Source organism: Sphingomonas adhaesiva, from assembly GCF_002374855.1.
GTDB classification, from domain to species: Bacteria; Pseudomonadota; Alphaproteobacteria; order Sphingomonadales; family Sphingomonadaceae; genus Sphingomonas; species Sphingomonas adhaesiva.
This window is the reverse complement of record NZ_NWVC01000004.1, coordinates 213165-236821: the sequence shown is the minus strand read 5'-3', so window position 1 is coordinate 236821 and position 23657 is coordinate 213165. Positions and strand designations below refer to the sequence as shown.

13 protein-coding genes, 1 tRNA gene and 1 CRISPR repeat array are annotated in these 23657 nt (G+C 68.5%); of the genes, 10 read left to right on the top strand and 4 right to left on the bottom strand.

Annotated elements, in window-relative coordinates; genetic code table 11:
• Nucleotides 1–25 precede the first annotated feature (25 nt).
• Nucleotides 26–1126: an HlyD family secretion protein gene (locus COA07_RS10720; RefSeq protein ID WP_198158488.1), complete on the bottom strand. Its 1101-nt coding sequence runs from the start codon at nucleotides 1124–1126 to the stop codon at nucleotides 26–28.
• Nucleotides 1123–2487 carry a TolC family protein gene (locus COA07_RS10715; protein ID WP_066706818.1) on the bottom strand — a complete coding sequence of 455 codons (1365 nt, stop codon included), beginning with the start codon at nucleotides 2485–2487 and terminating at the stop codon, nucleotides 1123–1125. Before COA07_RS10715 ends, COA07_RS10720 begins: the two co-directional genes overlap by 4 nt.
• Before the next feature lie 746 nt (nucleotides 2488–3233).
• On the opposite strand from COA07_RS10715, the gene COA07_RS10710 reads away from it, so the two are divergent.
• From COA07_RS10710 to cas2, 10 genes are all read left to right on the top strand, one after another.
• A complete protein-coding gene (locus tag COA07_RS10710) occupies nucleotides 3234–3635 on the top strand; it encodes a hypothetical protein (protein WP_141396508.1) in 402 nt (133 codons plus the stop codon).
• The gene (locus COA07_RS10705; protein WP_066706821.1) at nucleotides 3632–4750 is read left to right on the top strand and encodes a site-specific integrase; all 1119 of its coding nucleotides are present in this window, start codon (nucleotides 3632–3634) and stop codon (nucleotides 4748–4750) included. The genes COA07_RS10710 and COA07_RS10705 overlap by 4 nt, the downstream gene beginning before the upstream one ends.
• Before the next feature lie 132 nt (nucleotides 4751–4882).
• Nucleotides 4883–4956 (top strand) — tRNA-Gly (locus COA07_RS10700).
• A gap of 161 nt (nucleotides 4957–5117) precedes the next feature.
• Complete coding sequence (locus COA07_RS10695; RefSeq protein ID WP_096640967.1) at nucleotides 5118–7445, top strand: CRISPR-associated endonuclease Cas3''; 2328 nt, start codon at nucleotides 5118–5120, stop codon at nucleotides 7443–7445.
• A gap of 76 nt (nucleotides 7446–7521) precedes the next feature.
• Nucleotides 7522–8199 (top strand): type I-C CRISPR-associated protein Cas5c, encoded by a 678-nt coding sequence (gene cas5c / locus COA07_RS10690; protein ID WP_174525819.1) that lies wholly within the window; start codon nucleotides 7522–7524, stop codon nucleotides 8197–8199.
• Complete coding sequence (gene cas8c / locus COA07_RS10685) at nucleotides 8196–10064, top strand: type I-C CRISPR-associated protein Cas8c/Csd1 (RefSeq protein WP_083956843.1); 1869 nt, start codon at nucleotides 8196–8198, stop codon at nucleotides 10062–10064. The genes cas5c and cas8c overlap by 4 nt, the downstream gene beginning before the upstream one ends.
• Entirely contained in the window at nucleotides 10061–11053 is a 993-nt protein-coding gene (gene cas7c / locus COA07_RS10680) for a type I-C CRISPR-associated protein Cas7/Csd2 (protein ID WP_066710474.1), read from the top strand. Before cas8c ends, cas7c begins: the two co-directional genes overlap by 4 nt.
• A 232-nt stretch (nucleotides 11054–11285) precedes the next feature.
• A complete protein-coding gene (cas4, locus tag COA07_RS10675) occupies nucleotides 11286–11924 on the top strand; it encodes a CRISPR-associated protein Cas4 (RefSeq protein WP_066710488.1) in 639 nt (212 codons plus the stop codon).
• A 5-nt stretch (nucleotides 11925–11929) separates the two neighbouring features.
• Complete coding sequence (gene cas1c, locus COA07_RS10670) at nucleotides 11930–12970, top strand: type I-C CRISPR-associated endonuclease Cas1c (RefSeq protein WP_066710476.1); 1041 nt, start codon at nucleotides 11930–11932, stop codon at nucleotides 12968–12970.
• A 10-nt stretch (nucleotides 12971–12980) separates the two neighbouring features.
• Entirely contained in the window at nucleotides 12981–13271 is a 291-nt protein-coding gene (cas2, locus tag COA07_RS10665; RefSeq protein ID WP_066710479.1) for a CRISPR-associated endonuclease Cas2, read from the top strand.
• Between the two features lie 188 nt (nucleotides 13272–13459).
• Nucleotides 13460–16256: a CRISPR direct-repeat array (repeat unit 32 nt; unit sequence GTCGCCCCTCACGCGGGGGCGTGGATCGAAAC).
• Between the two features lie 97 nt (nucleotides 16257–16353).
• Here cas2 and COA07_RS18810 read toward each other — a convergent pair.
• Both COA07_RS18810 and COA07_RS10655 read right to left on the bottom strand, forming a co-directional pair.
• Nucleotides 16354–16917 carry an invasion associated locus B family protein gene (locus tag COA07_RS18810; protein WP_425442596.1) on the bottom strand — a complete coding sequence of 188 codons (564 nt, stop codon included), beginning with the start codon at nucleotides 16915–16917 and terminating at the stop codon, nucleotides 16354–16356.
• A gap of 66 nt (nucleotides 16918–16983) precedes the next feature.
• Nucleotides 16984–23481 carry an autotransporter-associated beta strand repeat-containing protein gene (locus COA07_RS10655; RefSeq protein ID WP_096640965.1) on the bottom strand — a complete coding sequence of 2166 codons (6498 nt, stop codon included), beginning with the start codon at nucleotides 23479–23481 and terminating at the stop codon, nucleotides 16984–16986.
• Nucleotides 23482–23657: the final 176 nt, after the last annotated feature.

Below are 23657 nucleotides of genomic sequence, written 5' to 3'. Positions count from 1 at the left end.
GCTGCCGAAGGCGTTTCTCACCCTGTTATGCCGGCCAGTCGAACAGCACGGTCATGCCCGGCCGCAGCGCCACGATTGGCGCGATGGGCATAACGCGAACCTCAAAGCTCTTGATATCGAAGCCGCTCGATTGCCGCGTTGCCCGCCAGGTCGCAAAGTCGCCAGCCGGTGCCGTATAGATCACGCGGAAGCGCGCGCGCAGATCGCCAAGCGCGGGGATTGTGCCGCTCAGTTCTTTGCCGCGGGCGAGGCCGTGGAGCTGATCCTCGCGCACGTTCAGCGTCACCCATGGATGAGCGGTATCGGTGAGCGTGAACACCGGAAAACCCTGCGGCACCAGTTCACCGGGCTGGGCGAGCCGCTTACCGATTTCGCCATCCGCCGGCGCGATGACGCGGGTTTCGTCGGCCGCCGCCTGCACTTCCGCCACCGCGCCGCGCGCTTGTTGCACCTGGCCGCTCGCTGCCTTTTTGTCCTGCGGTCGCGCGCCGGCCAGCGCGAGATCATATTGCGCTCGTGCCGCCTTGGCCTGTTCGGCGGAGGCGACGGCATTGGTGCGGGCCTCGTCCGCTTTCTGACCGGCGAGCACACCCTGTTCATAGAGCTGCTGGGTGCGTGCATAGGTGGTCTGGGCGAGCTCGGCGGCGGCCTTTGCGCGGCGCCACTGTGCCTCCGCCGCGCGGATATCTTCTGGCCGCGCACCTTCGTCCGCCTTGCTTTCCACCGCCTGCGCCGCCACGAGCGCGCCGCCCGCTTGTTCGGACTTGGCGGCAACTTCGGGGCTGGCGATTGTGTAGAGCAATTGCCCTGCCTTCACCGGCTGGCCCTCCTCGACATGGAAGGCGGCGATCCGCCCGGTCACCTTGCTACTGATCCGAAGTGCGCGCGCATCGACCATGCCCTGAAGCTGATCGGGCGCGGGGCGGTAGCTGAGCCACAAACCAAGCGCGAGCAGTGCCGTCACGATAATCGCCGCGATGATCACCATCGGCCGACCGTGCGTGGTGGGCGCGGGCGGGGCAGCGGGTGCTGGCGCGTCGGATGGTGCGGGTGCGTCGGCGGGAATGGCGGCGGGCACGGGGGCCTCGACAGGCGGGGGCGCGTCGTCTTGCGTGGGTTCGGTCATGGGATCACCTTGTCGGCCCGCGAGAGATATTCCGGCATCCGGTCGACCTGCCCGCTCATGCTGAGTAGCCGGGCGAGCGCTTGCACATAGTCATTCGCCGCCTGTGCGCGCTGAATGCGGGCCCGGCCGCGCCCGAGTTGCGCGTCGACCACGTCGAGCGACGTCGCTTGTTGCTCGCGATAGGATAGGGTCTGGAGACGCACATTCTCGTCCGCCGAGACCAGCGCACTGTCGAGGAGCAGGAACCGTTTACGCGCCGCCTCCACGTCATTCCACGCCTTGGTCACGCCGATATCGAGCTGGGTGCGCGCCTCGCGCAGCCCGGCGTCGGCCTGCTCCACTGTCGCGCGCGCGGCCTCCACCTGCTGCTGCCGGCCCGCGCCGGAGATGAGCTTGTATTTCAAGCCGACGCCGATCGACCAATCGGGATCCGTGAGCAGTGAATTGCGTCGGTCGAAATTATATTGCCCAAAGCCGTAGATGGTCGGCCGGAGCTTTGATTGCTGGATCTTCACGCCGGCCTCCGCCTGGTCCTCCAGCGCCCGCAACCGGGCGAGCTGGGGATGTGTGTCCAGCGCGGCGGCCTTGAACGTGGCGAGCGGCGCGAGTGGCTGCGAATCGACCCCGAGCGGACTGATTGGGCGCACCCCCGCCGGCGCGCGCAGTATCCCGGCGAGCGCGGCATTGGCGGTGGCAAGATCGGAAATCGCCTGTGCATAGTCGCGCGCCGCGTCGTCGCGCGCGACCTCCGCCTGCAAGCGTTGCGCGCGACTGATGAAGCGTGCCTGTTCGAGCTTCACCGCGTCGGCAACGTGCCGCTCGAGGCCATCGAGCACATCGCGGCGGATGCCAAGCGCTCGTTCGGCAAGCTGTTGCCCGTAATAGGCCCGGACAAGCTGGACGAGCGCATCGTCGATCGCAATGTCCCGATCCGCCTTTGCCTGCGCGACCTGGGCGCGTGCGCCGGCCTGCGTGCCACTGATCTGCCCGCCGGCGTAGATTGGCAACGTGGCCGTGACGATCGGCCGTGTACTGGTGCGTTCCTGCCTGAACTTCAGCGGATCGGGGATGCCGAAGGCTTCCGCCACAGGTGCCAGCGAGCCGAGAGGCAGATAGAGCGTCTTTTGATATTCCAGCAGTTGCGCCTCGATATCGATATCGGGGCGGCCGAGCGTCCGGGTCGCTCCTTCCTGTGCTTCCTTGCTGCGTATGTTCGCGGCAGAAGCCTCGATCGCGTCGGATCGGTGGAGCAGCCGCTCTTGCGCAGCACCATAATCAAGCGGAAGCGGCAGCACGTCCTGCGTAAACGCCGGTGAGGCGAAAGCCACAATGCAGAGCATCGACCATGGCAAAAAACGCATCGGCAGTATCTCCAGCTACGCCGGCCGGATTGATGCCGATTTTTATCCGTGTAAAGAGTGATTTCGCATGTGGTACGCTCCGCACGACTGGTAGGAAGCTGAATGATCGGTTCATTCTGATGCGCGCCGAGGGTATTATCCCGGATTCAGTCCGTTCCTTCTCGTTTGAAAAATGGATTGGGGTGAAACTCGAATTGGATGAGAGGCGCATTTCTGAATGAAAATTGAAAGATAGACATCAGCTTCTCACGTTGTTCTGCCGCGTGCTTCTGGACAGCAATCGACCAGATCTTGCTTGTTTCGGGGGATGACATCGGCAAATTATCGATCGTCCGCTCCTGCCGAAAGCCGCCGTTCTTCGTGCGCTTTTGAATGGCGGGTAAGTCCCAAACCTGGCCGATCGAACGCTCGCCGCCAGCTGCATCATCGGCGGGCTTCGGGAACTGCGATGATTCGGCTGAATGAACGGGGTTGGTCAGCTTTACCTAACGTTATCGAGATCATATTTGATGTAGATTAGCGCGATGGGGGTTCTTCCCTTCTCGCCGATTCCGGGCCAGGCTGACCCACGAAGCACGGCTGCGGCCGCGCTTCGGTGCGGCGAGGCTCTCCGAATTACCGCTGGCAGGCCCTCGGTCAACGTCGTCACCTAGGCCGGGGGTCTGTCAGCGGCAGCTCGTGAGTGCGCTCTCGTGTCGGATCCTAAAGAACCCGTCGCACACCAGGCGTCAGCGCGCCGTGCGGAGGTGGACGAAACCCGGCCTGGTCCGACACCGTTCGTCCAACCGCTGCTCTCCTCGATCGAGGAGATGCACCCCATCGGGTTGGGGTTCGAATGCCTCGCGACGATCGCGGGCCGTTCGGATCAGAACACCCGTTCGATCCGCCCCGGCAGGGGTGAGGATGAGGCCGATTTCGAGACCACCGGTTCTCGAAAGGAAAATGGCGTGCGCGTATCGCGCAAGAAGAGCCCGATCAACGCGGCGGCGGTTCGACGCCTTCTCGACGCGGCAAGCAAGGCGGGATTCACCGTCGCGCATGTCGAGGTGCAGCCGGACGGCACGATCCGTCTGTCGGCTGGGGGGGCGCCTGAGCCCGTCTCGCCAACCGTGGACGACATCTTCAACGCTTGGGAATCCCGGCTTTGATCGAGGGCGTCCACTTCGTCCGGAAGCGCCTCGCCGACGGTGTCAACCGCTGGTATGTCTATGCCTGGCGCGGAGGCCCGGTCGTCATGTCGGCGGATGGGCGCAAGCCATCGCTGACGACGGAAGCGCTGGAAAGGATCGCGATCGCGAGGCGGGATAGGGATGCCGCGCGCAAGCCCGCGCCCACTACGCTCCAAACGCTGATCGAAAAATGGCAGGACGGTCCGGAGTGGTCGGTTCTCGCGCGAAACACGCAAAAGACCTGGGGTTCCAGCGTCCGAGCCATCCAAGCCAAGTGGGGAAAGGTGCCGCTAGCCGTCTTCAACGACACGCGGATGATCGAGAAGGTCGTCGACTGGCGCAACGAGCGCCGAGAGACACCCCGGGCCGCGGACATTGGCGTCACGGTGCTGCAAGCGTTGCTGAAATACGGGGTTCAGTGCGGTCTGCTGAAGATCAACGTGGCTGATAAGATCGGGAAGATCTACATCAACGGGCAAAGAGCGGAGATCGTCTGGACCAAGGAAGATCTGGCAGCCTTCGAGAAGGCGGCGGGTGACAAGGACCGTGTGGTCTTCGAGGCCGTTCTGTTCTGTTCAGTAACCGGGCTGCGACGGGAGGATCTTGCCCGGGTCACTTGGTCGGCCGTCGGCGAGTACGCCATCGTCAAGGAGGCGGCCAAGATCAGTCGGGGTCGGCGCCATATCGCTGCCATCCCGCGGATCCCTCAACTGGACGACGTGCTGGATCTGCTAGAGAGACGTTACCGAGCCCCAGGTGTCGATACGGTGCTGGTCAATTCCAATGGTGAGCCATGGAACCTCGACACACTGAGCAAGGAAGTGACGCGTATCGCCAAGCTCGCCGGCATCGTGCACGTCGATTCCGGCGGAAAAGGTGGCACCCAGCGCAAACGAGGCAAACACCTCCACGACGTCCGCGGCACGTTCGTCACCTATCTCATGACTGAAACCGACCTCTCCGATGCAGAGATCGCTGGCATTATGGCTTGGTCTGTCGAGGAGGTGACGCGGATTCGACGCATCTATGTCGACGACACCGCCCGCCAGATTGCGCTCGGCAAGCGCATCGCCCGCGGTCTGGCCAAGCGATGAATGCCACGGCAAGCGGGCGATGCGTGTTGACGGCGGGATAGGGCTCGTGGCATTGCCTGCCCCGCCCGCTGTAAACCGGAATTGTAAACCGGCGCCACGCAGAGGGTGTTTTCAATGGTAAGCCGTTGAAATGCGGGTGTAGCTCAATGGTAGAGCAGAAGCTTCCCAAGCTTACGACGAGGGTTCGATTCCCTTCACCCGCTCCATTCTTATCACATGTCATCATCCGGCCGGCGTCGCGGACGCGAGGTATCGCATCGCGCGGCGCGAAGCCGCCGTTACGGACGTACTCCGGACTGGATGTCGGTCGGCGCCGGGATATCATGCGCCCGCGGCCGATCGGGTCCGGCGAAGGGGGGCAAGCGGCATGGGCGATATCGGGCACGAGGGCAGCGGCACCCCGCCCCTCTACGGCCATTCGCTGCCGGGGCAACCGGAGACGACTTGGGAATTGCTCGCGCCGCATCTGGTCGCGGTGGGGGATCTGGCGGCGCAATTTGCCGGTCGCTTCGGCGCGAGCGAGGCGGCGCGGCTGGCCGGGTATCTCCACGATATCGGCAAGGCGAGCCGCGAGTTCCAGCGCTACATCAAGGATGACGGGAAAAGCCCCGACCACAGCACCGCCGGGGCGATCGTCGCGGACGGCCTGTTCGCGGACGGTGCCGATCGCCTGATCGCGCGGCTGGTCGCGCTGGCGATCGCGGGGCACCATGCCGGGCTGGCGGATGGCCGCGACCTGGGCGAGCGGCTGGGGCGCGAGGTGCCGGCCTATGCCGGGTGGCGGACGCTGGGGCTGGAATTGCCGCCGTCGATCCTGCCGAAGCTGGCGGGCGGGTCGGGCGCCTCGAACGGCTATCGGCTAGGTTTCCTGGGCCGGATGATCTTTTCGTGCCTGGTCGATGCCGACTTCATCGCCACCGAGCGGTTCTACGCCGCGGCCGACGGGCGCGCGGTTGCGCGCGGCGGCCATGCCCCGCTGACGGAGCTGCGCGAACGGCTCGACCGGTATCTGGCGACTGTGATCGCGGGGCGTAGCGGCGCGTTGTCCGCCACGCGCGCCGCCATCCTGGCCCATGCCCGCGCCAAGGCGCCGCTGACGCCCGGGCTGTTCACGATGACCGTGCCGACCGGCGGGGGCAAGACGCTCGCCGGCCTGGCCTTCGCGCTCGATCACGCGATCGCGCATGGCCTCGACCGGGTGATCGTGGTGGCGCCCTATTCGGCGATCATCGAGCAGACCGCGCAGGTGTTCCGCACCGCGCTGGCGGATGACGATGGCGAGGCGCCCGACGTGCTCGAACATACCGGCACCGTCGACTGGGACGCGCGCGAGCGGGACAGCCGGGACGAGGGCGCGCGCGACGCCCAGGCGAAGCTGCGCCGTTCGAGCGAGAATTGGGACGTGCCGGTCGTCGTCACCACCGCGGTGCAATTCTTCGAAAGCCTCCATGCCGATCGCCCGTCGCGGTGCCGCAAGCTGCACAATCTGGCCGGCAGCGTGATCGTGCTGGACGAGGCGCAGACGCTGCCGGTTTCGCTGCTGCGCCCGTGCATGGCGGCGATCGACGAACTGGCCGCCGGCTATCGCGCCAGCGTGGTACTGTGCACCGCCACCCAGCCGGCGCTGACGACCGATGCGGGCTTTCCCCGGCAGCATGGCGGCCTGGAGATCCCGCCCGACCGCGAACTCGCGCCCGATCCGCAGGGGCTGTATGATAAGCTGAAGCGCGTGACGGTTCACCGCGCGGGCACCGTCAGCGATTCGGAGCTTGCCGCGCGGTTCGCGCAGCGCGATGCGATGCTGTGCATCGTCAACAGCCGCAAGCACGCCCAGGCGCTGTTCGCGCTGATCCGCGACCTGCCGGGCGCGCGCCACCTGACCACGATGATGTGTGCGGGCCACCGCCGCGTCGTGCTGGCCGCGATCCGTGCCGACCTTGCGGCAAAACGCCCGACGCGACTGGTGTCGACCAGCCTGGTCGAAGCCGGCGTCGACATCGACTTTCCCGAGGTGTGGCGCGCGGAAACCGGGCTGGACAGTATCGCGCAAAGCGCCGGACGCGCCAATCGGGAAGGCCGGCTGGCCGATGCCCCGGTGACGATCTTCACCTCCGCCGATCACGCCACGCCGCGGATGTTCCGGCAGCAGGTGGACGCGATGGATGCCGCGCTGCGCCAGTACCCGCACGATCCGCTCGGGCTCGACGCGATACGCGCCTATTTCAACAACCTCTACTGGACGAAGGGCATCGACAGACTGGATGCCGCGAGGCTCGACGGGCGCGACTATGCGATCCTGCCGGCCTTCGCCGAAAGCTTCGCCGCGGGCGGGCCGCGGCCCGCCCCGCCCTATGCCAGCGTCGCGCGCGCGTTCGAGATGATCGACGAGACCGGGCGCGCGGTGATCGTGCCGTGGCGCGGCGATGCCGACCCGCAGGAGATCGACCGGCTGGTCGCCGCGATCGCGGCCGCGCCGGTGCCGCCGCGCGCGCAACTGCGTCGCCTGCAGAACTACACCGTGTCGGTGCCGGAACGCGCATATCTGGCGATGGTCGCGGCCGGCGCGGTCCAGCCGATCGCGCCGGATCGCTACGGCGACCGGTTCATGCTGGTACAGGATGTCGGCCTGTACGCGGACGACACCGGCCTGTCGCTCGACCCGTTCGGGATGAGCGCGGAGGCCGGGATTTTCTGATCCGTTCCGGCTGTAATTGTTCGCTTGTTTGCGTCGAACCTGCGTGCAAGTTTCGTTCGCAAGGGGGAAACGGACGATGGCGATCGGGGTAAGGCTGCACGTCTGGGGCGACCTAGCCTGCTTCACGCGGCCGGAACTGAAGGTCGAGCGCGTTTCCTATGACGTCATGACGCCGTCCGCCGCGCGCGGCATCCTGGAGGCGATCCACTGGAAGCCCGCGATCCGCTGGGAAGTGACGCATATCCACGTCCTGCGCCCGATCCGCTTCCGTTCGATCCGCCGGAACGAGGTGTCGGACAAGGCGTCGGTCGCCAATGCGAAGAAGGCGATGAACGCGGGCACCACCGCCGGGCTGGGCATCGACGTGACCGCCGCGCGCCAGCAGCGCGCCGCGCTGGTGCTGGAGGACGTCGCCTATGTCATCGACGCGCGTTTCCACCTGACCGAGCGCGCGGGGGCGGAGGACACCGCGCAGAAGCATATCGCGATGTTCACCCGCCGCGCCGCCGCCGGCCAGTGTTTCCACCAGCCGTGCCTGGGCACGCGCGAGTTCCCGGCCTCGTTCCGGTTGCTGGGGCAGGACGATCCCCTGCCCGCCTCCACACTGCCGGACGCGGACCGTGACCGCGACCTGGGTTATATGACGTACGCCCCCGGCTATCCCGGCGGCCCGCCCGCGACGTTCTTCCGCGCGCGGCTGGCCGACGGCGTGCTCGACGTCGCGGCGCTGACGCGGGAAGGACTGCTGGCGTGACGATCCTTCAGGCGCTGTCGGGCTATTACGAGCGGATGGCGGCGCGCGGAGAGGCGGAGCCGGCCGGCTTCAGCCGGGAAAAGATCGGCTTCGCGGTGGTGATCGACGCCGATGGCCAGCCTGTCGCCGTCGACGACCTTCGCGATTCATCGGGCAAGCGACCCGTGGCCAGCCCGCGCGACGTGCCGGCCGCGCAGAAGCGCACCGTCGCGATCGTGCCCAACTTCCTGTGGGACAAGACCGCCTATGCGCTGGGCGTGACCGCGGCCGAGGGCAAGCGCACCGCGCAGGAACATGCCGCCTTCCGCGACCTTCACCTCGATCTGCTGCGCGACAGCGACGACGCCGGACTGGTCGCGCTGCGTCGCTTCCTTGAGGCCTGGACGCCAGAGCGCTTTGCCGACGCGCCGTTCACGCCCGACATGCTCGACGCCAACGTCATCTTCCGTCTGGAAGGCGACGAAGGCGGAATGCGGGCGATCCACGATCGACCCGCCGCGCTGCCGCTGATCGAGGCGCGTAGCGGCGACGGTGTGTCCGGCCTGTGCCTGGTGACCGGCGTCACCGGGCCGATCGCCCGCCTGCATCCGGCCATCAAGGGTGTCGACGGGGCACAGACCGCCGGCGCGGCGCTGGTGTCGTTCAACGCGGCGGCATACGAATCCTGGGGAAACGAACAGGGTGCCAACGCCCCCACCGGACAGGCGGCGGCGGCGCGCTACGGCGCCGCGCTCAATCGCCTGCTCGACCGGTCGAGCCGCAACCGGACGCAATTGGTCGACCACGCAAACCTCGATCCCGGTCGTCGCCGGCCCGTCGCGGTGCGCCACCGCCAGCGGCTGAGCATCGGCGATGCGACGACGGTGTTCTGGGCCGATGCCTCGGGCCGCAAGGAGGAGGTGCTGGCCGCCGCAGAGGCCTTGGTCGCCGCGGGCCTGGGCGAGCCGATCGAGGGCGATACCGACCCCACGCTCGGCCAGGATGCGACCTTCGCCGCGATGGTGCGCGACCAGCTCGAACGTCTGGCAGCCGGACGCCCGGTGGCGATCGGCACCGAGGAGATTCCGCCGGGGGTGACGATCCATATCCTTGGCCTTGCCCCCAATGCGGCGCGGCTGTCGGTGCGATTGTGGGAAACGCACAGCCTGGGGACGATCGCACAGCGCGCGCTGAAACACCGCGACCATTGCCGCATCGAGCCGCCGCCGCGCAGTTGGGGCGTCGGGCCGTCGATCAACCGGCTGCTGGTCAACACCGTCGCCGCTCAGGAAAAATGGGACAATATCCCGCCGCTGCTGGCCGGCGACGTCGCCCGCGCCGTGCTGGCCGGGACGCCCTATCCGCGGACGTTATTGTCCAACGCGATCATGCGGCTGCGCGCAGGCGATTCGCCCGCGACCGGCTGGCACGCCGCCGCGATCCGCGCGGTGCTCATGCGAACAGAAGGAGGTGCCCCCGTGGGTCTCGACACCGAGGATAAGAACCAAGGCTACCGGCTCGGCCGTCTGTTCGCCGTGCTGGAAGAAGCGCAGGAGAAGGCGTTGGACCGCGAGATCAATGCGACGATTCGCGACCGCTATTTTGGCGCGGCATCGTCGGCACCGGCCAGCGTGTTTCCGCTGCTGGTGCGCGGCGCGATGAATCACCTTAGCGCGTTACGCAAGAAGAACATCGGTGCTGCGAAGAGCATCGACGGCAAATTGCGCGAAGTGATGGAAGGCGTGGGCAGCGGCTTCCCCCGCAGCCTCCGCCTTGAGGATCAGGGCCGGTTCGCGATCGGCTATTATCACCAGCGCAGCGGGCGTTTCCGCAAGAAGGATGCGGCGCCCGCGGAATCCGCGACCACAAACGGGGACAGCGAATGACCGACACCAGCCCGAAGCTTACCCGCCGCCACGATTTCGTCCTTTTCTTCGACGTGACGAACGGCAACCCGAACGGCGATCCCGACGCGGGCAACCTGCCGCGGCTCGACCCGGAAACCAACCGCGGGCTGGTCACCGACGTGTGCCTGAAGCGCAAGATCAGGAACTATGTCGAACTGGCGAGGGAGGGGGAGAGCGGGTATCGCATCTACGTCACCGAAGGCGCGATCCTGAACGAGAAGCACCGCGAAGCCTATGTCGCCGAACGCGGCGACAGCGCCGAGGTGCGCGGCGCGAAAAAGCTCAGCCCCAAGAGCGACGAGGAGGCGAAGCGCATCCGCGACTGGATGTGCGACAATTTCTTCGACATCCGCACCTTCGGCGGGGTGCTGTCGACCGGTATCAACGCCGGCCAGGTGCGCGGGCCGGTGCAGATCACCTTCGCCCGCTCGGTCGAGCCGGTGCTGCCGCTGGAGGTGTCGATCACCCGCATGGCCGCCACCAGCGAAGCCGACAAGAAGCAGCGCGACGAAGGCAGCGGCGACGACGAGCGGACCGACAACCGCACGATGGGGCGCAAGCACATCATCCCCTATGGCCTGTACCGCGCGCACGGGTTCGTCTCCGCCCCGCTCGCCAGTCATGAGGTGAAGGGCACCGGCTTTACCGAGGCGGACCTGGCGCTGCTGTGGGAAGCGCTGGGCAACATGTTCGAACATGACCGCTCCGCCGCGCGTGGCGAGATGGCGACCCGCCGGCTGGTGGTGTTCGAACATGACAGCAAGCTGGGCAACGCCCATGCCGACGCGCTGTTCGATCGCGTCAAGGTGTGGCGCAAGCGCCCCGACGCCGACGGCAGCGACGCGGCGAACCGCCACCCGATCGGCGCGGCCGAAACCGACAATTGGGGGCCGGCGCGCAGTTTCGATGACTATGTGGTGACCGTGGACAAAGACAACCTTCCGCCAGGAGTTAAAATACTGAAATGAGAAGGTCCTCGACCATCAGCCGGTCGAGGACCAATATTCTGCGCTGAAATAGCGCACATTCGGGAGTTTCGATCCACGCCCAACGGCGACTGTTATATAGGCTCAAGATCAATCTCGATCTTGAGAAACCCAAGCGTGAGAGTGATTTTTCGGATCGTCGAACGTCGCATCCTCAGGACCCTCAGACAGCTTGGGTGAGGACGGATTAGCTCACATACGGGAGAAGTCAATGATGGAAGACGACGACGCCATCGTCCCCATCTCGGCGCTGCAGCACCAGCTCTTCTGCCCGCGCCAGTGCGCGCTGATCCATGTCGAGCAGCAGTGGCTGGAGGATGGCGCGACCGCGGAGGGACGGATCCTGCACGAGCGGGTCGACGGCGGCGGGCGCGAGCGGCGGCGTGACGTGCGGACCGTTCGCGGGCTGGCGCTGCGCAGCGTGGCGCACGGCCTGATCGGGAAGGCCGATGCGGTGGAGCTGCACGGCCGCGCGCCCGGCTGGCGCCCCTACCCCGTCGAATACAAGCGCGGCCGGCCGAAGGCGCACCGCGCCGACGAGGTGCAGCTGTGCGCGCAGGCGCTGTGCCTGGAGGAGATGTTCGGTACGGACGTCTCCGAAGGCGCCTTGTTCTACGGCCAGACCCGCCACCGCACGATCGTGGCGATCGACGCCGATCTGCGCGCGCTGACCCTCTGCGTGGCGGGCGAGGTGCGCACGATGCTGGCCGGCGGGGTGACGCCCGCGCCGGTGGTCACGCCGGGGTGCCGCCGCTGCTCGCTGGAGCCGCTGTGCCGGCCGCAGGCGATCGCGACGCGGCCCGTCGTCCACCGCTGGCTCGAACGCCAGCTGGCCGCGACGCTGGCGGACTGACGCGCGTGCGCCGCCACCTCAACACCATCTACGTCACCACGCCCGACGCCTGGGTGCGCAAGGACGGCGCCAACATCGTCGTCGAGGTGGACGGCGCGGAACGCGGCCGCGCGCCGATCCACATGATCGGCGGGATCGTCTGCTTCACCCGTGCCGGCATGTCCCCGGCCCTGATGGCGGCCTGTGCCGAAGCGGGCGTCAGCGTGTCGTTCCTGGCCCCGCACGGCCGCTTCCAGGGGCGGATCGAGGGGCCGCGCACCGGCAACGTCCTGCTGCGTCGCGCGCAATATCGCGCCGCCGACGATCCGGCGCAGGCCGTACCGTTCGCGCGCGGGGTGGTGGCGGCGAAGGCGGCGAACCAGCGCACGGTGATCCGCCGCGCGCTGCGCGACCATGGCACGCGGATGGGTGAGGCGGACCGGGCGGCACTGGAACTGGCGGAGGCCCGGCTGGGCGGCTGTGCCCGGCGCACCTTGCAGGCGGGCGACATCGCCACGCTACGCGGTGTCGAGGGAGAGGCGGCGAATGCCTATTTCTCTGCGTTCAACGCCCTGATCCGCGTCGACGACCCAACGCTGCGCTTCGGCGGGCGTTCGCGCCGCCCCGCGCTGGACCGCGTCAACGCACTGCTCAACTTCCTCTACGCGCTGCTGGGTCACGATTGCCGGTCGGCGCTGGAAAGCGTCGGGCTGGATCCGCAGGTCGGGCTGCTCCACGCCGACCGCCCGGGCCGCGCCAGCCTGGCGCTGGACCTGATCGAGGAATTCCGCCCCGTCCTGGCCGATCGCCTCGCGCTCAGCCTCGTCAACCGGCGCCAGCTGACCGCGCCGGATTTCGTTGTCGACGAAGGCGGCGCGATCACACTGACCGACGCCGCCCGCCGCACCGTGCTGGAGGCGTGGACCGAGCGGAAGAAGGAGGAACTGCGCCACCCGTTCCTGGGCGAGGCGGTGACGCTGGGCCTGGTCCCGCACATCCAGGCGCAGCTGCTCGCCCGGCACCTGCGCGGCGATCTCGACGGCTATCCGCCCTTCCTGTGGAAATAGCGGCGCCGCGATGCTGATGCTCGTGACCTATGACGTCGGAACCGAGGACCCCGCCGGCCGCCGCCGGTTGCGCCGCGTCGCGCGGACGTGCAAGGATTTCGGCCAGCGGGTCCAGAATTCGGTGTTCGAATGCGACGTCGACCCGGCGCAATGGGCGATGCTGCGCGCCGCGCTGCTGGACGAGATCGACCCCGCGAAGGACAGCTTGCGCTTCTACGCGCTGGGCGCGAAAGGGCGCATGAAGATCGAGCATGTCGGCGCCAAGGCCGCGCCCGACCTGACCGGCGCGATCATCCTGTAGGCCTGCGCCGCGCGAACCGGAAGCGACGCGCCCCCCAGCCGGAGATTCGCGCGCAGCCCAAGTCGTTGATATACCGATGCCACGCCGTCGCGGTTCAGCCGGGGCGGGGCCGCACCGGCGCGCGCGCGAAGCGGTTCGCGCAAAGCGGCGGATTGCGCGTTGTTTCTCAATGTGAAACTAGCGGTACCGTCGCCCCTCACGCGGGGGCGTGGATCGAAACACGTCGGTACGCGGGACGATCTCGCTGGAGGGCGTCGCCCCTCACGCGGGGGCGTGGATCGAAACCAGCACGGTCAAGCCGCCGCATCATGCGGTGCTGGTCGCCCCTCACGCGGGGGCGTGGATCGAAACGTGTACCGGCCAGGACGACCGGCGCTGCTGGTGGTCGCCCCTCACGCGGGGGCGTGGATCGAAACCCCGACGTTCGTCAGGCGCTCGCATCGCGCCGGGCCGTCGCCCCTCACGCGGGGGCGTGGATCGAAACGCGTGATCGACTATTACGAGGCGGTAGGCCAGGGTCGCCCCTCACGCGGGGGCGTGGATCGAAACATCTCGGCGATCGGCTCCGACAAGGCGTCGGCGGTCGCCCCTCACGCGGGGGCGTGGATCGAAACAGCTGGCGCGGTCCACGATCGCGCGCCAGCTGCTGTCGCCCCTCACGCGGGGGCGTGGATCGAAACACCGAGGCAACAGGTCGGCTGAGGCAGTCCGGGGTCGCCCCTCACGCGGGGGCGTGGATCGAAACGCCAGCACGTCCAGCCGCTGCTCGATCAGCGCGGTCGCCCCTCACGCGGGGGCGTGGATCGAAACGATCTTCGATCGCGACCGGCCGCTGAAGCCCAACGTCGCCCCTCACGCGGGGGCGTGGATCGAAACGCGGTGACGCTCGAAACGCAGTTCGACATCGCCGGTCGCCCCTCACGCGGGGGCGTGGATCGAAACTGTCGATCACGAAGGATAAGCCGCGTGACGCCACGTCGCCCCTCACGCGGGGGCGTGGATCGAAACTACTGCCACCGCCTGTGCCGCCCGGTGATGGTGGTCGCCCCTCACGCGGGGGCGTGGATCGAAACGCGACAACATCCCGACTGACGGCCCCGCCGGTGCGTCGCCCCTCACGCGGGGGCGTGGATCGAAACGGCACCACGGGCGGCGCTGGCCTGTTCCGCAAGGTCGCCCCTCACGCGGGGGCGTGGATCGAAACTCATCGCGCGGCGGATGCGCATCGACGAACCTGGCGTCGCCCCTCACGCGGGGGCGTGGATCGAAACAGGCATTGTCGGCCAGGCTCAGCGCGGCCTGGCGTCGCCCCTCACGCGGGGGCGTGGATCGAAACATGGACGTCGTGCTGCGGTCGTATCCGCTCTATGTCGCCCCTCACGCGGGGGCGTGGATCGAAACTCGTTGTCGACGCGGCGCTCGCCTTCCACGATGGTCGCCCCTCACGCGGGGGCGTGGATCGAAACGGCGTCCGCCGCCGTGGCGCTACCGTCCGGCTGGTCGCCCCTCACGCGGGGGCGTGGATCGAAACTGCGCGCCCGTCACCGAGAAGTTGTTTGGCGCCCAGGTCGCCCCTCACGCGGGGGCGTGGATCGAAACCTGGTATCCGGCGTCCTGGTGCTGACCGGCCTGGGCGTCGCCCCTCACGCGGGGGCGTGGATCGAAACCCGATGAACGACTGCGCCGAGGCGGTGTCGAAGGTCGCCCCTCACGCGGGGGCGTGGATCGAAACCATGCCTGGGCGATCAGCCGCATAGCGGTGTCCTCGTCGCCCCTCACGCGGGGGCGTGGATCGAAACATCCCGTCGGGCGACTTGCCCAAGAACCGGGTGTCGCCCCTCACGCGGGGGCGTGGATCGAAACCGCGGCCTGTCGCAAGCCGAGCTGGCCGATCGCGTCGCCCCTCACGCGGGGGCGTGGATCGAAACGTTGTTGGTGATGAAGCCGACCGTCTCCACCGGCGGTCGCCCCTCACGCGGGGGCGTGGATCGAAACTCCCACACCTGGCGCCCCGCCGGACGGGAGACAGTCGCCCCTCACGCGGGGGCGTGGATCGAAACGGCCTTGTGTTGCGTTTGCAGCGTCCATTCCGATGTCGCCCCTCACGCGGGGGCGTGGATCGAAACACGGAGACGCTGCTGAAGACGGCGATCTCGCAGGCGTCGCCCCTCACGCGGGGGCGTGGATCGAAACGGCAGGTCAGCGACTGGCAGGACAAGGCGGCCAAGTCGCCCCTCACGCGGGGGCGTGGATCGAAACCCGTAAGGACCTGACGGTGCGCGGGGTGTCGCTGTCGCCCCTCACGCGGGGGCGTGGATCGAAACCACGATCCAGACGGCGGCCACTACCGCCCGCAACGTCGCCCCTCACGCGGGGGCGTGGATCGAAACATGGAGAGACGACATGGCACGCAAGCAGAACGCGTCGCCCCTCACGCGGGGGCGTGGATCGAAACTGCGCCCGCTGTGCCCGGACGCTGTGCGGGTGCGTCGCCCCTCACGCGGGGGCGTGGATCGAAACCATGACCATGACGTTGCCCGTGACCAGGACATCGCGTCGCCCCTCACGCGGGGGCGTGGATCGAAACATGCAATCCTACGATATCGTGGTGCATCCGCGGTGGTCGCCCCTCACGCGGGGGCGTGGATCGAAACTACAATTACCAGGAGCGCCAGGCGGCGGGCGACTTGTCGCCCCTCACGCGGGGGCGTGGATCGAAACGAGCCGTTGACGACGATCAGATCGACGTTGCCGGTCGCCCCTCACGCGGGGGCGTGGATCGAAACCGTCATCGTTTCTTGCCCGCAGGACCAGCAGCGGGTCGCCCCTCACGCGGGGGCGTGGATCGAAACCAGGCAAAGGACGACTGATGGCGCAGCTGTGGACGTCGCCCCTCACGCGGGGGCGTGGATCGAAACAACGTGGGTAAGTCGCTGTCGGTGCTGGAATGGGTGTCGCCCCTCACGCGGGGGCGCGGATCGAAACTCATCAGGATCATCGGCATGATCCTCTCCATCGGCCGCCCCTCCCACGGAGCCGCGCATCGAAACGACACCGACACTACAACCCCGCCCCGCCCCCGTCAGCCCGCGCTCTTCGCCAGCGCCGCCGCGCCATCGGCGAAGCCGAGCATCGAGAAGGTGAGCGTGACGGTCTGGCGGATCTGGAGGCGGTAGACCGCGTCGGCCTGGTCGGTCACCGCGACGAGGGCGGCGAATTGCGCGGGGGTCAGCATGGCGCCGGCCTGGCACCCCTTGGGCTGGCAGGCGACGAACGGCAGCCGGACCAGTTCCTTGCCCTGGCGGACCAGTTGCACGCCATCGGGCAGCCAGACGCCGATCGGCGTGTCGACCGACAATTGCCAGCCCTTCCCGCCCGGCAGGGAGCGGAGCATGAACTGGAGCGCGACGTTTCTGGCGCCCGTGTCGTCCTGCAGCGTCACGGTCGACATCAGGCCACAGATGCGGACGCGCGGCGCCGGATCGGTGCGGGTCTCGCAATGCAGGTTCCACGCCTGGAAAGGGCGGTCGGAACCCTGCACCACCGGGGCGGCCGGGGTTGGGGCCGAGGTCTGCGCGTGCGCCAGCGCCGGTGCCACCATCGCCGCCGCACCCAGCAGCGCCGTCATCACATGTCGTCCGGTCATCATCCCGCGCCGTCCCTTCGTATCACATCGCCCGGCCGCGACCAGCGCCGCGGCCGGGCGCCGGGCTTACCAGCGAACGCTGATCCCGCCGGTATAGGTGCTGCTGTCGGAACCCGCCGCATCGCCATAGCGATAGCTGGCCCGCAGGCTGACCCCCGGCGTCACCGTCGCATCGACGCCCACCGCGCCGCGGAACGCGGTATCCCCGGCATTGGCGGCGCGCACGGCGAAGCGCTGCCCATACAGCGTCGGGTTGATCGTGGCATAGGCATCGCCCACCTCGCGCACCGCAAAGGCCGAGGCATAGGGCCGCACCTGCGCCCCGCCCAGGTCGAAGCTGGTGGCGAGCCGCGCACCGGCGCGCAGTTGCACCGCCTCGCGCCGGTCGGTCTGCGCGGTGAGCGCGGTGATGGAGCCGCCCCGCTCAGCCAGCGCCTCGCGCTGGATCCGGTCATAGGCGACGCCGACCGCGGGCATGATCGTCGTGCGGCCCCCGCCCAGTCGAGCGCCCAGTTCCAGGTCCCCGCCCACGGACGTGCCGCGCGGCAGCGCCGAGAGGCGATCGGTCCCGGTGGCCAGATCGACCTTGCGCGACACCTTGTAGCGGTCCAGCCCGCTGGTCACGACGCCGTTGGCGTACAGCAGCCCGCTGCGCCACTGGGCATAGGCGAGCAGCTGATAGCTGTTCATCCGGCCCTGGCCCTGATCCATCGCCGAGGCGTTGGTACGGGCATAGGACAGGCCGCCGCCGACGATCGCGGTGTCGGACACGGTCGTGTCCATGCCGATCGTCATGATCGTGCCGGTGCCGCGATAGCCCTGGCCGAAGCCGTCGCCGCTGACGTTCTGCCGCACGCCCGCGATCGTGCCCCACAGCCGCCGGCTGAGCGCCTGCTCGTCCGCCGCCGTGCCGGCCGACGCGCGGTCCAGCATGTGATCGGACACGCTGTTGCGCGTGACGCGGCTGCCCTGCACCACCGTGTCCATCGCATCGGCGTAGATCTCGCCAGACGCCTGGGTCAGGGTGCGGCCCAGCTGGTCGGTCGACAGGCCCATCAGGCCGTTGGCGAACGTGCCCTTGTTGCTGGCGTCGCGCACGCCCGCCGCGGCGCGGAAGCCGTCCACCGCGGTACCGGTGCTGGCGGCATTGCCGTTCACCCCCTGGAACAGCGTGCCATAGCTGGCCGCAGTGATCGTCAGGATGACCGCGTTCGGCCGGTACAGCACGTCGAAGCGGCTGTTGGGCGCCAGCCCGCTGGCCGGCTGGGTCAGCCCGGCATAGCTGCCGGTGACGCCGCCCTCCGCAGTGACGACCGGGAACATCTGCCCGATGGTGGGGGTGAAGCTGTTGGTGGCATCGCCGGTGATGCCGCGCAGCTTCGGCGCGATCGTGCCCGCCGCGGTGTACACGCTGTTCGCGCCGTTCAGCACCAGCGTGTCGTAATGGCCCGCGCCGATCCCCGCCGTCGTGCCGTCGACGTCGACCGCGAAGGTGCTGCCCGCGAACTGCGTGACGCTGCCGTTGACGACCAGGCGGCCCGGCGAATTGCCCGGGGCCAGCACGCCGCGCACTTCCATGCCGCCGTTGACCATGCCCGATCCGGCGGCGGCGCCGTCACGATCCACCCACACATTGCCGGTGAAGGCGTTGTTGAAGCTCAGCGTGCCCTGCTGGATGCAGGCGCCCACCGCATTGCTGGCGACCGACAGCAGGTTCAGCTGACCCACGCCCTGCTTGATGAGGCAGTCGCTGCCGTCGACGTCGCCGGTCAGGCGGACGGTACTGGCCCCGGTGTCCAGCACCGCGTTGCTGCCGGTGACGTGCAGGTCCTGCGTCACCGTCATGTCCGATCCGGCCGAGAAGCGGCTGTCCTGGCGCAGGAAGATATCGCCGCCCGCAGCGCCCAGCGCCGATTGCTGCGTCGCCAGCAGGCGACCGCCCAGCACGTCGATGACGACCTGGCTGTTCGCGCCGGTCAGCGTCAGCGTGCCCGCGCCGATCTTCTGGACGATGCCCGAACCCTGGATGTTGCCGGCGATGGTGACGTCGTGCGTGCCGGTATCGAACGCTGCCAGCTTGGTATTGTTGACCTCGATCGCATGCGCGATGGTCATGTCGGCCAGCGTGCGCAGGACGGTGTTGTCCTGGATCGTCACCACCCCGCCGGCTGCGCCCAGCGCGGCATCCGAGGTGAAGGCCAGCGTGCCGCCGCCGACATTGATGCCGTTCTGCGTATTGGCACCCGTCAGGGTCAGCGTGCCCGAACCCAGCTTGTTGAGCTTGCCTGTCCCGGAGACGACGCCGTTCAGCGTGACGTCGTGGCCCAGCGTGTCGATCGCGCTGTTCGCATCGGTCAGCACGACGGCACGGTCGGTGACGATATCGCCGACCGTCGCCAGCGTCGCGGCCCCGATCGTCACCGTGCCGCCGCCCAGGTTGGCGGCACGTTCCACCGCCACCACCCCGCCGGCGACGGTGAGGCCGCCGGTCATGGTATTGTCGCCCGCCAGTGCCAGTACTCCGTCGCCGATCTTGGTCAGGCCGCCGTTGCCGGAGATCGCACCGCGGTAGATCGTGGCGCCGCCGTTGCCGGTGGTCAGCGTGCCGCCGGTCAGGCGGATCGCGCCGCTGCCGCTGATCGCGCCGACCTGCTCGGAGGATTGCAGTTCGAACGTACCGTCATTGTGCAGCGCGCCCGCATCCGCCAGCGCCTGTCCGCCGCTGACGACCAGCCCGGCACCCTGCGAAATTAGCGTCCCGCCGGTATAGCTGTTGACGCCCGCCAGCTGCTGCGTACCGCCGGTGACGGCCACACCGCCGGTCCCGCCGATGCTGCCGTCGAAGCGATCGGCCGCCGCCGTCAGGACCAGCCCATTGCCGCCCAGCGCGACCGTGCCAGCGCCGTCGAGGGTACGGATCGACGCCGCGCCATTGTGGCCCGCAATGTCGAACGCGCCGTTCGCCGTGACGCCGCTCGACGCCGCAATGCTGCCGTCGTTCGTCAGCCCGAGCGTCGCGCCCTGCGCGATCGTGGTGCGGCCGGTGTAGCCGTTGTTTCCGGCCAGCTGCTGCGTACCGCCGGTGACGGCCACACCGCCGGTCCCGCCGATGCTGCCGTCGAAGCGGTCCGCCGCCGCCGTCAGGACCAGACCGTTCGCGCCCAGCGCAACCGTGCCGGCACCGTCCAGCGTGCGGATCGAGGCGGCGCCGTTGTGGCCCGCAATATCGAACGCGCCGTTGGCCGTGACGCCGCTCGACGCCGCGACGCTGCCGTCGCCCGTCAGCCCCAGCGTCGCGCCCTGCGCGATCGTCGTGCGACCAGTGTAGCCGTTGTTGCCGGCCAGCTGCTGCGTGCCGCCCGCGACGGTCACACCGCCGGTCCCGCCGATGCTGCCATCGAAGCGATCCGCCGCCGCCGTCAGGATCAGACCGTTCGCGCCAAGCGCGACCGTGCCGGCACCGTCGAGCGTGCGGATCGAGGCGGCGCCGTTGTGGCCGGCAATGTCGAACGCGCCGTTGGCCGTGACGCCGCTGGAATTGGCGACGCTGCCGTCACCGGTCAGCCCCAGCGTCGCGCCCTGCGCGATCGTGGTGCGGCCAGTATAGCCGTTGTTGCCGGCCAGCTGCTGCGCGCCGCCCGAGACAGTCACACCGCCGGTGCCGCCGATGCTGCCGTCGAAGCGGTCCGCCGCCGCCGTCAGGACCAGACCGTTTCCGCCCAGCGCCACCGTGCCGTTGCCGTCCAGCGTGAGGATCGAGGCGGCGCCGTTGTGGCCCGCAATATCGAACGCGCCGTTGGCCGTGACGCCGCTCGATGCCGCGACGCTACCATCACCCGTCAGCCCCAGCGTCGCATCCTGCGCGATCGTCGTGCGACCGGTGTAGCCGTTGGTGCCGGCCAGCTGCTGCGTACCGCCGGTGACGGCCACACCGCCGGTGCCGCCGATGCTACCGTCGAAGTGGTCCGCCGCCGCCGTCAGGATCAGACCGTTCGCGCCAAGCGCGACCGTGCCGGCACCGTCGAGCGTGCCGATCGAGGCGGCACCGTTGTGGCCCGCAATATCGAACGTACCGTTGGCCGTGACGCCGCTGGAATTGGCGACGCTGCCGTCACCGGTCAGCCCAAGCGTCGCGCCCTGCGCGATCGTGGTGCGGCCAGTATAGCCGTTGTTTCCGGCCAGCTGCTGCGTGCCGCCCGAGACAGTCAAGCCGCCGGTCCCGCCGATGCTACCGTCGAAGCGGTCCGCCGCCGCCGTCAGGACCAGCGCGTTGCCGCCCAGCGCCACCGTGCCGGCACCGTCCAGTGTGCGGATCGAGGCGGCGCCGTTGTGGCCGGCAATATCGAACGCGCCGTTGGCCGTAACGCCGCTCGATGCGGCGACGCTACCATCACCCGTCAGCCCCAGCGTCGCACCCTGCGCGATCGTCGTGCGACCGGTGTAGCCGTTGGTGCCGGCCAGCTGCTGCGCACCGCCGGTGACGGCCACACCGCCGGTGCCGCCGATGCTACCGTCGAAGTGGTCCGCCGCCGCCGTCAGGATCAAACCGTTCGCGCCAAGTGCGACCGTGCCGGCACCGTCCAGCGTTCGGATCGAGGCGGCGCCGTTGTGGCCGGCAATATCGAACGTGCCGTTGGCCGTGACGCCACTCGACGTCGCGACGCTGCCGTTGCCGGTCAACCCCAGGCTAGCGCCGCTCACGATGACGGTGCGGCCGGTGTAACCGTTGCTGCCCGCCAGCTGCTGCGCGCCGCCTGCAATCGTCACACCGCCGGTGCCGCCGATGCTGCCGTCGAAGCGATCGGCCGCTGCCGTCAGGACCAGACCGTTGCCGCCCAGCGCCACCGTGCCGGAACCGCTGAGGGTACGGATCGAGGCGGCGCCGGTGTGGCCGGCGATGTCGAGCACGCCGTTGTTCGTCACGCCGCTGGAGCTCGCCACGCTGCCGTTGCCGATCAGCCCCAGCGTCGCGCCGCTCGCGATGGTGGTGCGGCCGGTATAGGCGTTGGTTCCGGCCAGCCGCTGCGTACCGCCCGCGACCGTGACGCCGCCGCTCCCGCCGATGCTGCCGTCGAAGCGATCGGCCGCCGCCGTCAGGACCAGCCCGTTCGCCCCCAGCGCCACCGTGCCGTTGCCCGACACCGACCGCAGCGACACGTCGCCATTGTGGCCGCTGGCGTCCAGCGTACCGCCGACCGCGACCGTTTGCGAGTTGCCGATGCTGCCGTTACCGCCCAGCGACAGCGTACCGCCGGCGATCGTCGTCGCGCCGGTATAGGTCTGCGGCGCGGTCACCGTCAGGTTGCCGGTGCCGGATTTCGTCACCGTACCGGTGCCGCTGATCGTGCCGACGTAGGTGCCGTTAGCGGACTGGTCGAACGTGACCGCCGCATTGTCGACGATATTGCCCTGCAGCGAGGTGGTCGTGCCGACCAACGTGCCGCCGCTGACCGTCGTGCCGCCCGAATAGCTGTTCGCTCCGGTCAACGTCAGCGTGCCGCTGCCGGTCTTGGCCAGCCCGCCCGATGCGCCGGAAGCGTTGGCGATCGTGCCGTTGAGCGTCAGGTCATTGGCGCCGGTGTCGATCGTGCCGCCGGGATTGCGGATGGTGAAGTTCGTCCCCAGCGTCATCGACGAGGTGGAGGCCAGCGTACCGCCGTCGAACACCGACGACACTGCGCCCGCGATCAGCTGCGCATCGGTATAGGTCGCACCCGCGCCGCCGATATCGGGTACCGAGGGGGTGCTGCCACCGGGCAGCGTGACCACCGACGAATTGGCGGGAACGCTGTTCAGCTGGAGCGTGGAGAAGACCAGCACGCCGCCCGCGCCAAAGGCTTCACCGCTGCCATTCGGTACCAGCGTGACGCGGTTGAAACTGTTGCGGTCGTCGATCGCGGCGACGAAATGCTCCTCGCCGCGGATCGGCGTGCTGATCCCGCCGACCAGCAGCGGGGTGGAGCCGTTGAACATCATGTAGATTTGCGACGCATTGGCGGTGCCGCCGCCGGGCACCGTATTGCCGGTGGTGCAGCACGTGCCCCAGTCCGACACGTGAAGGCCCACGGCATTGACATTATATGCCGTGGTGCGCGCAGCATCCGAGAAGAACGAGAGCGTGTAACCGGCAGTGATCGCCGAGTTGAAGTTGCCCGCGGCGTAGCTGACGCTCCAGTTGGTGAAGCCGTTACCCCCTTCGTCGCCGTTGCTGTTGTTCGTCGCGGCCGATCCGCCGCGCGTCGTCGTGACATAGACGGTGGTGCCGCCATTGGTGACCGAGAAATTGGCGCCCGTGGTGTTGGTCAGGTCGATCCGGAAGATCGAGGAACTCTGCGTCGCGCCGGAATTGGCGGCGTTATAGGCAGCGTCGGCGGCGGCGGCGGTGTCGCGGAAGGTCTGCTCACCGGCGACAAGATCGGCGTTAAAGAAGACGGCCGGCGTCGCATGGGCGGCCACCGCGCCGGCCACGATGGTCGCGACCAATGCGGATGCCGAAATGGTACGGCGCAGGCTGGCCTTGGTCGCCGCGTGACGGCGACCCGATCCGCTATGAAAACGCTGCATATTCCCCCGGAAGATTGCGGGACCGCCAGTGGCCCCTGAGACACGGGAGACCGGTAAGCAGGCGGACTTAACAGCCCCCTAAGACCCGCTTCGAAAACTACTATGACGCTGTCTACAAAACAGAATTTTCGGCCGACCCGCCGGGCCGCCGGTTAAGCATGGCGGGCGCGCCACGC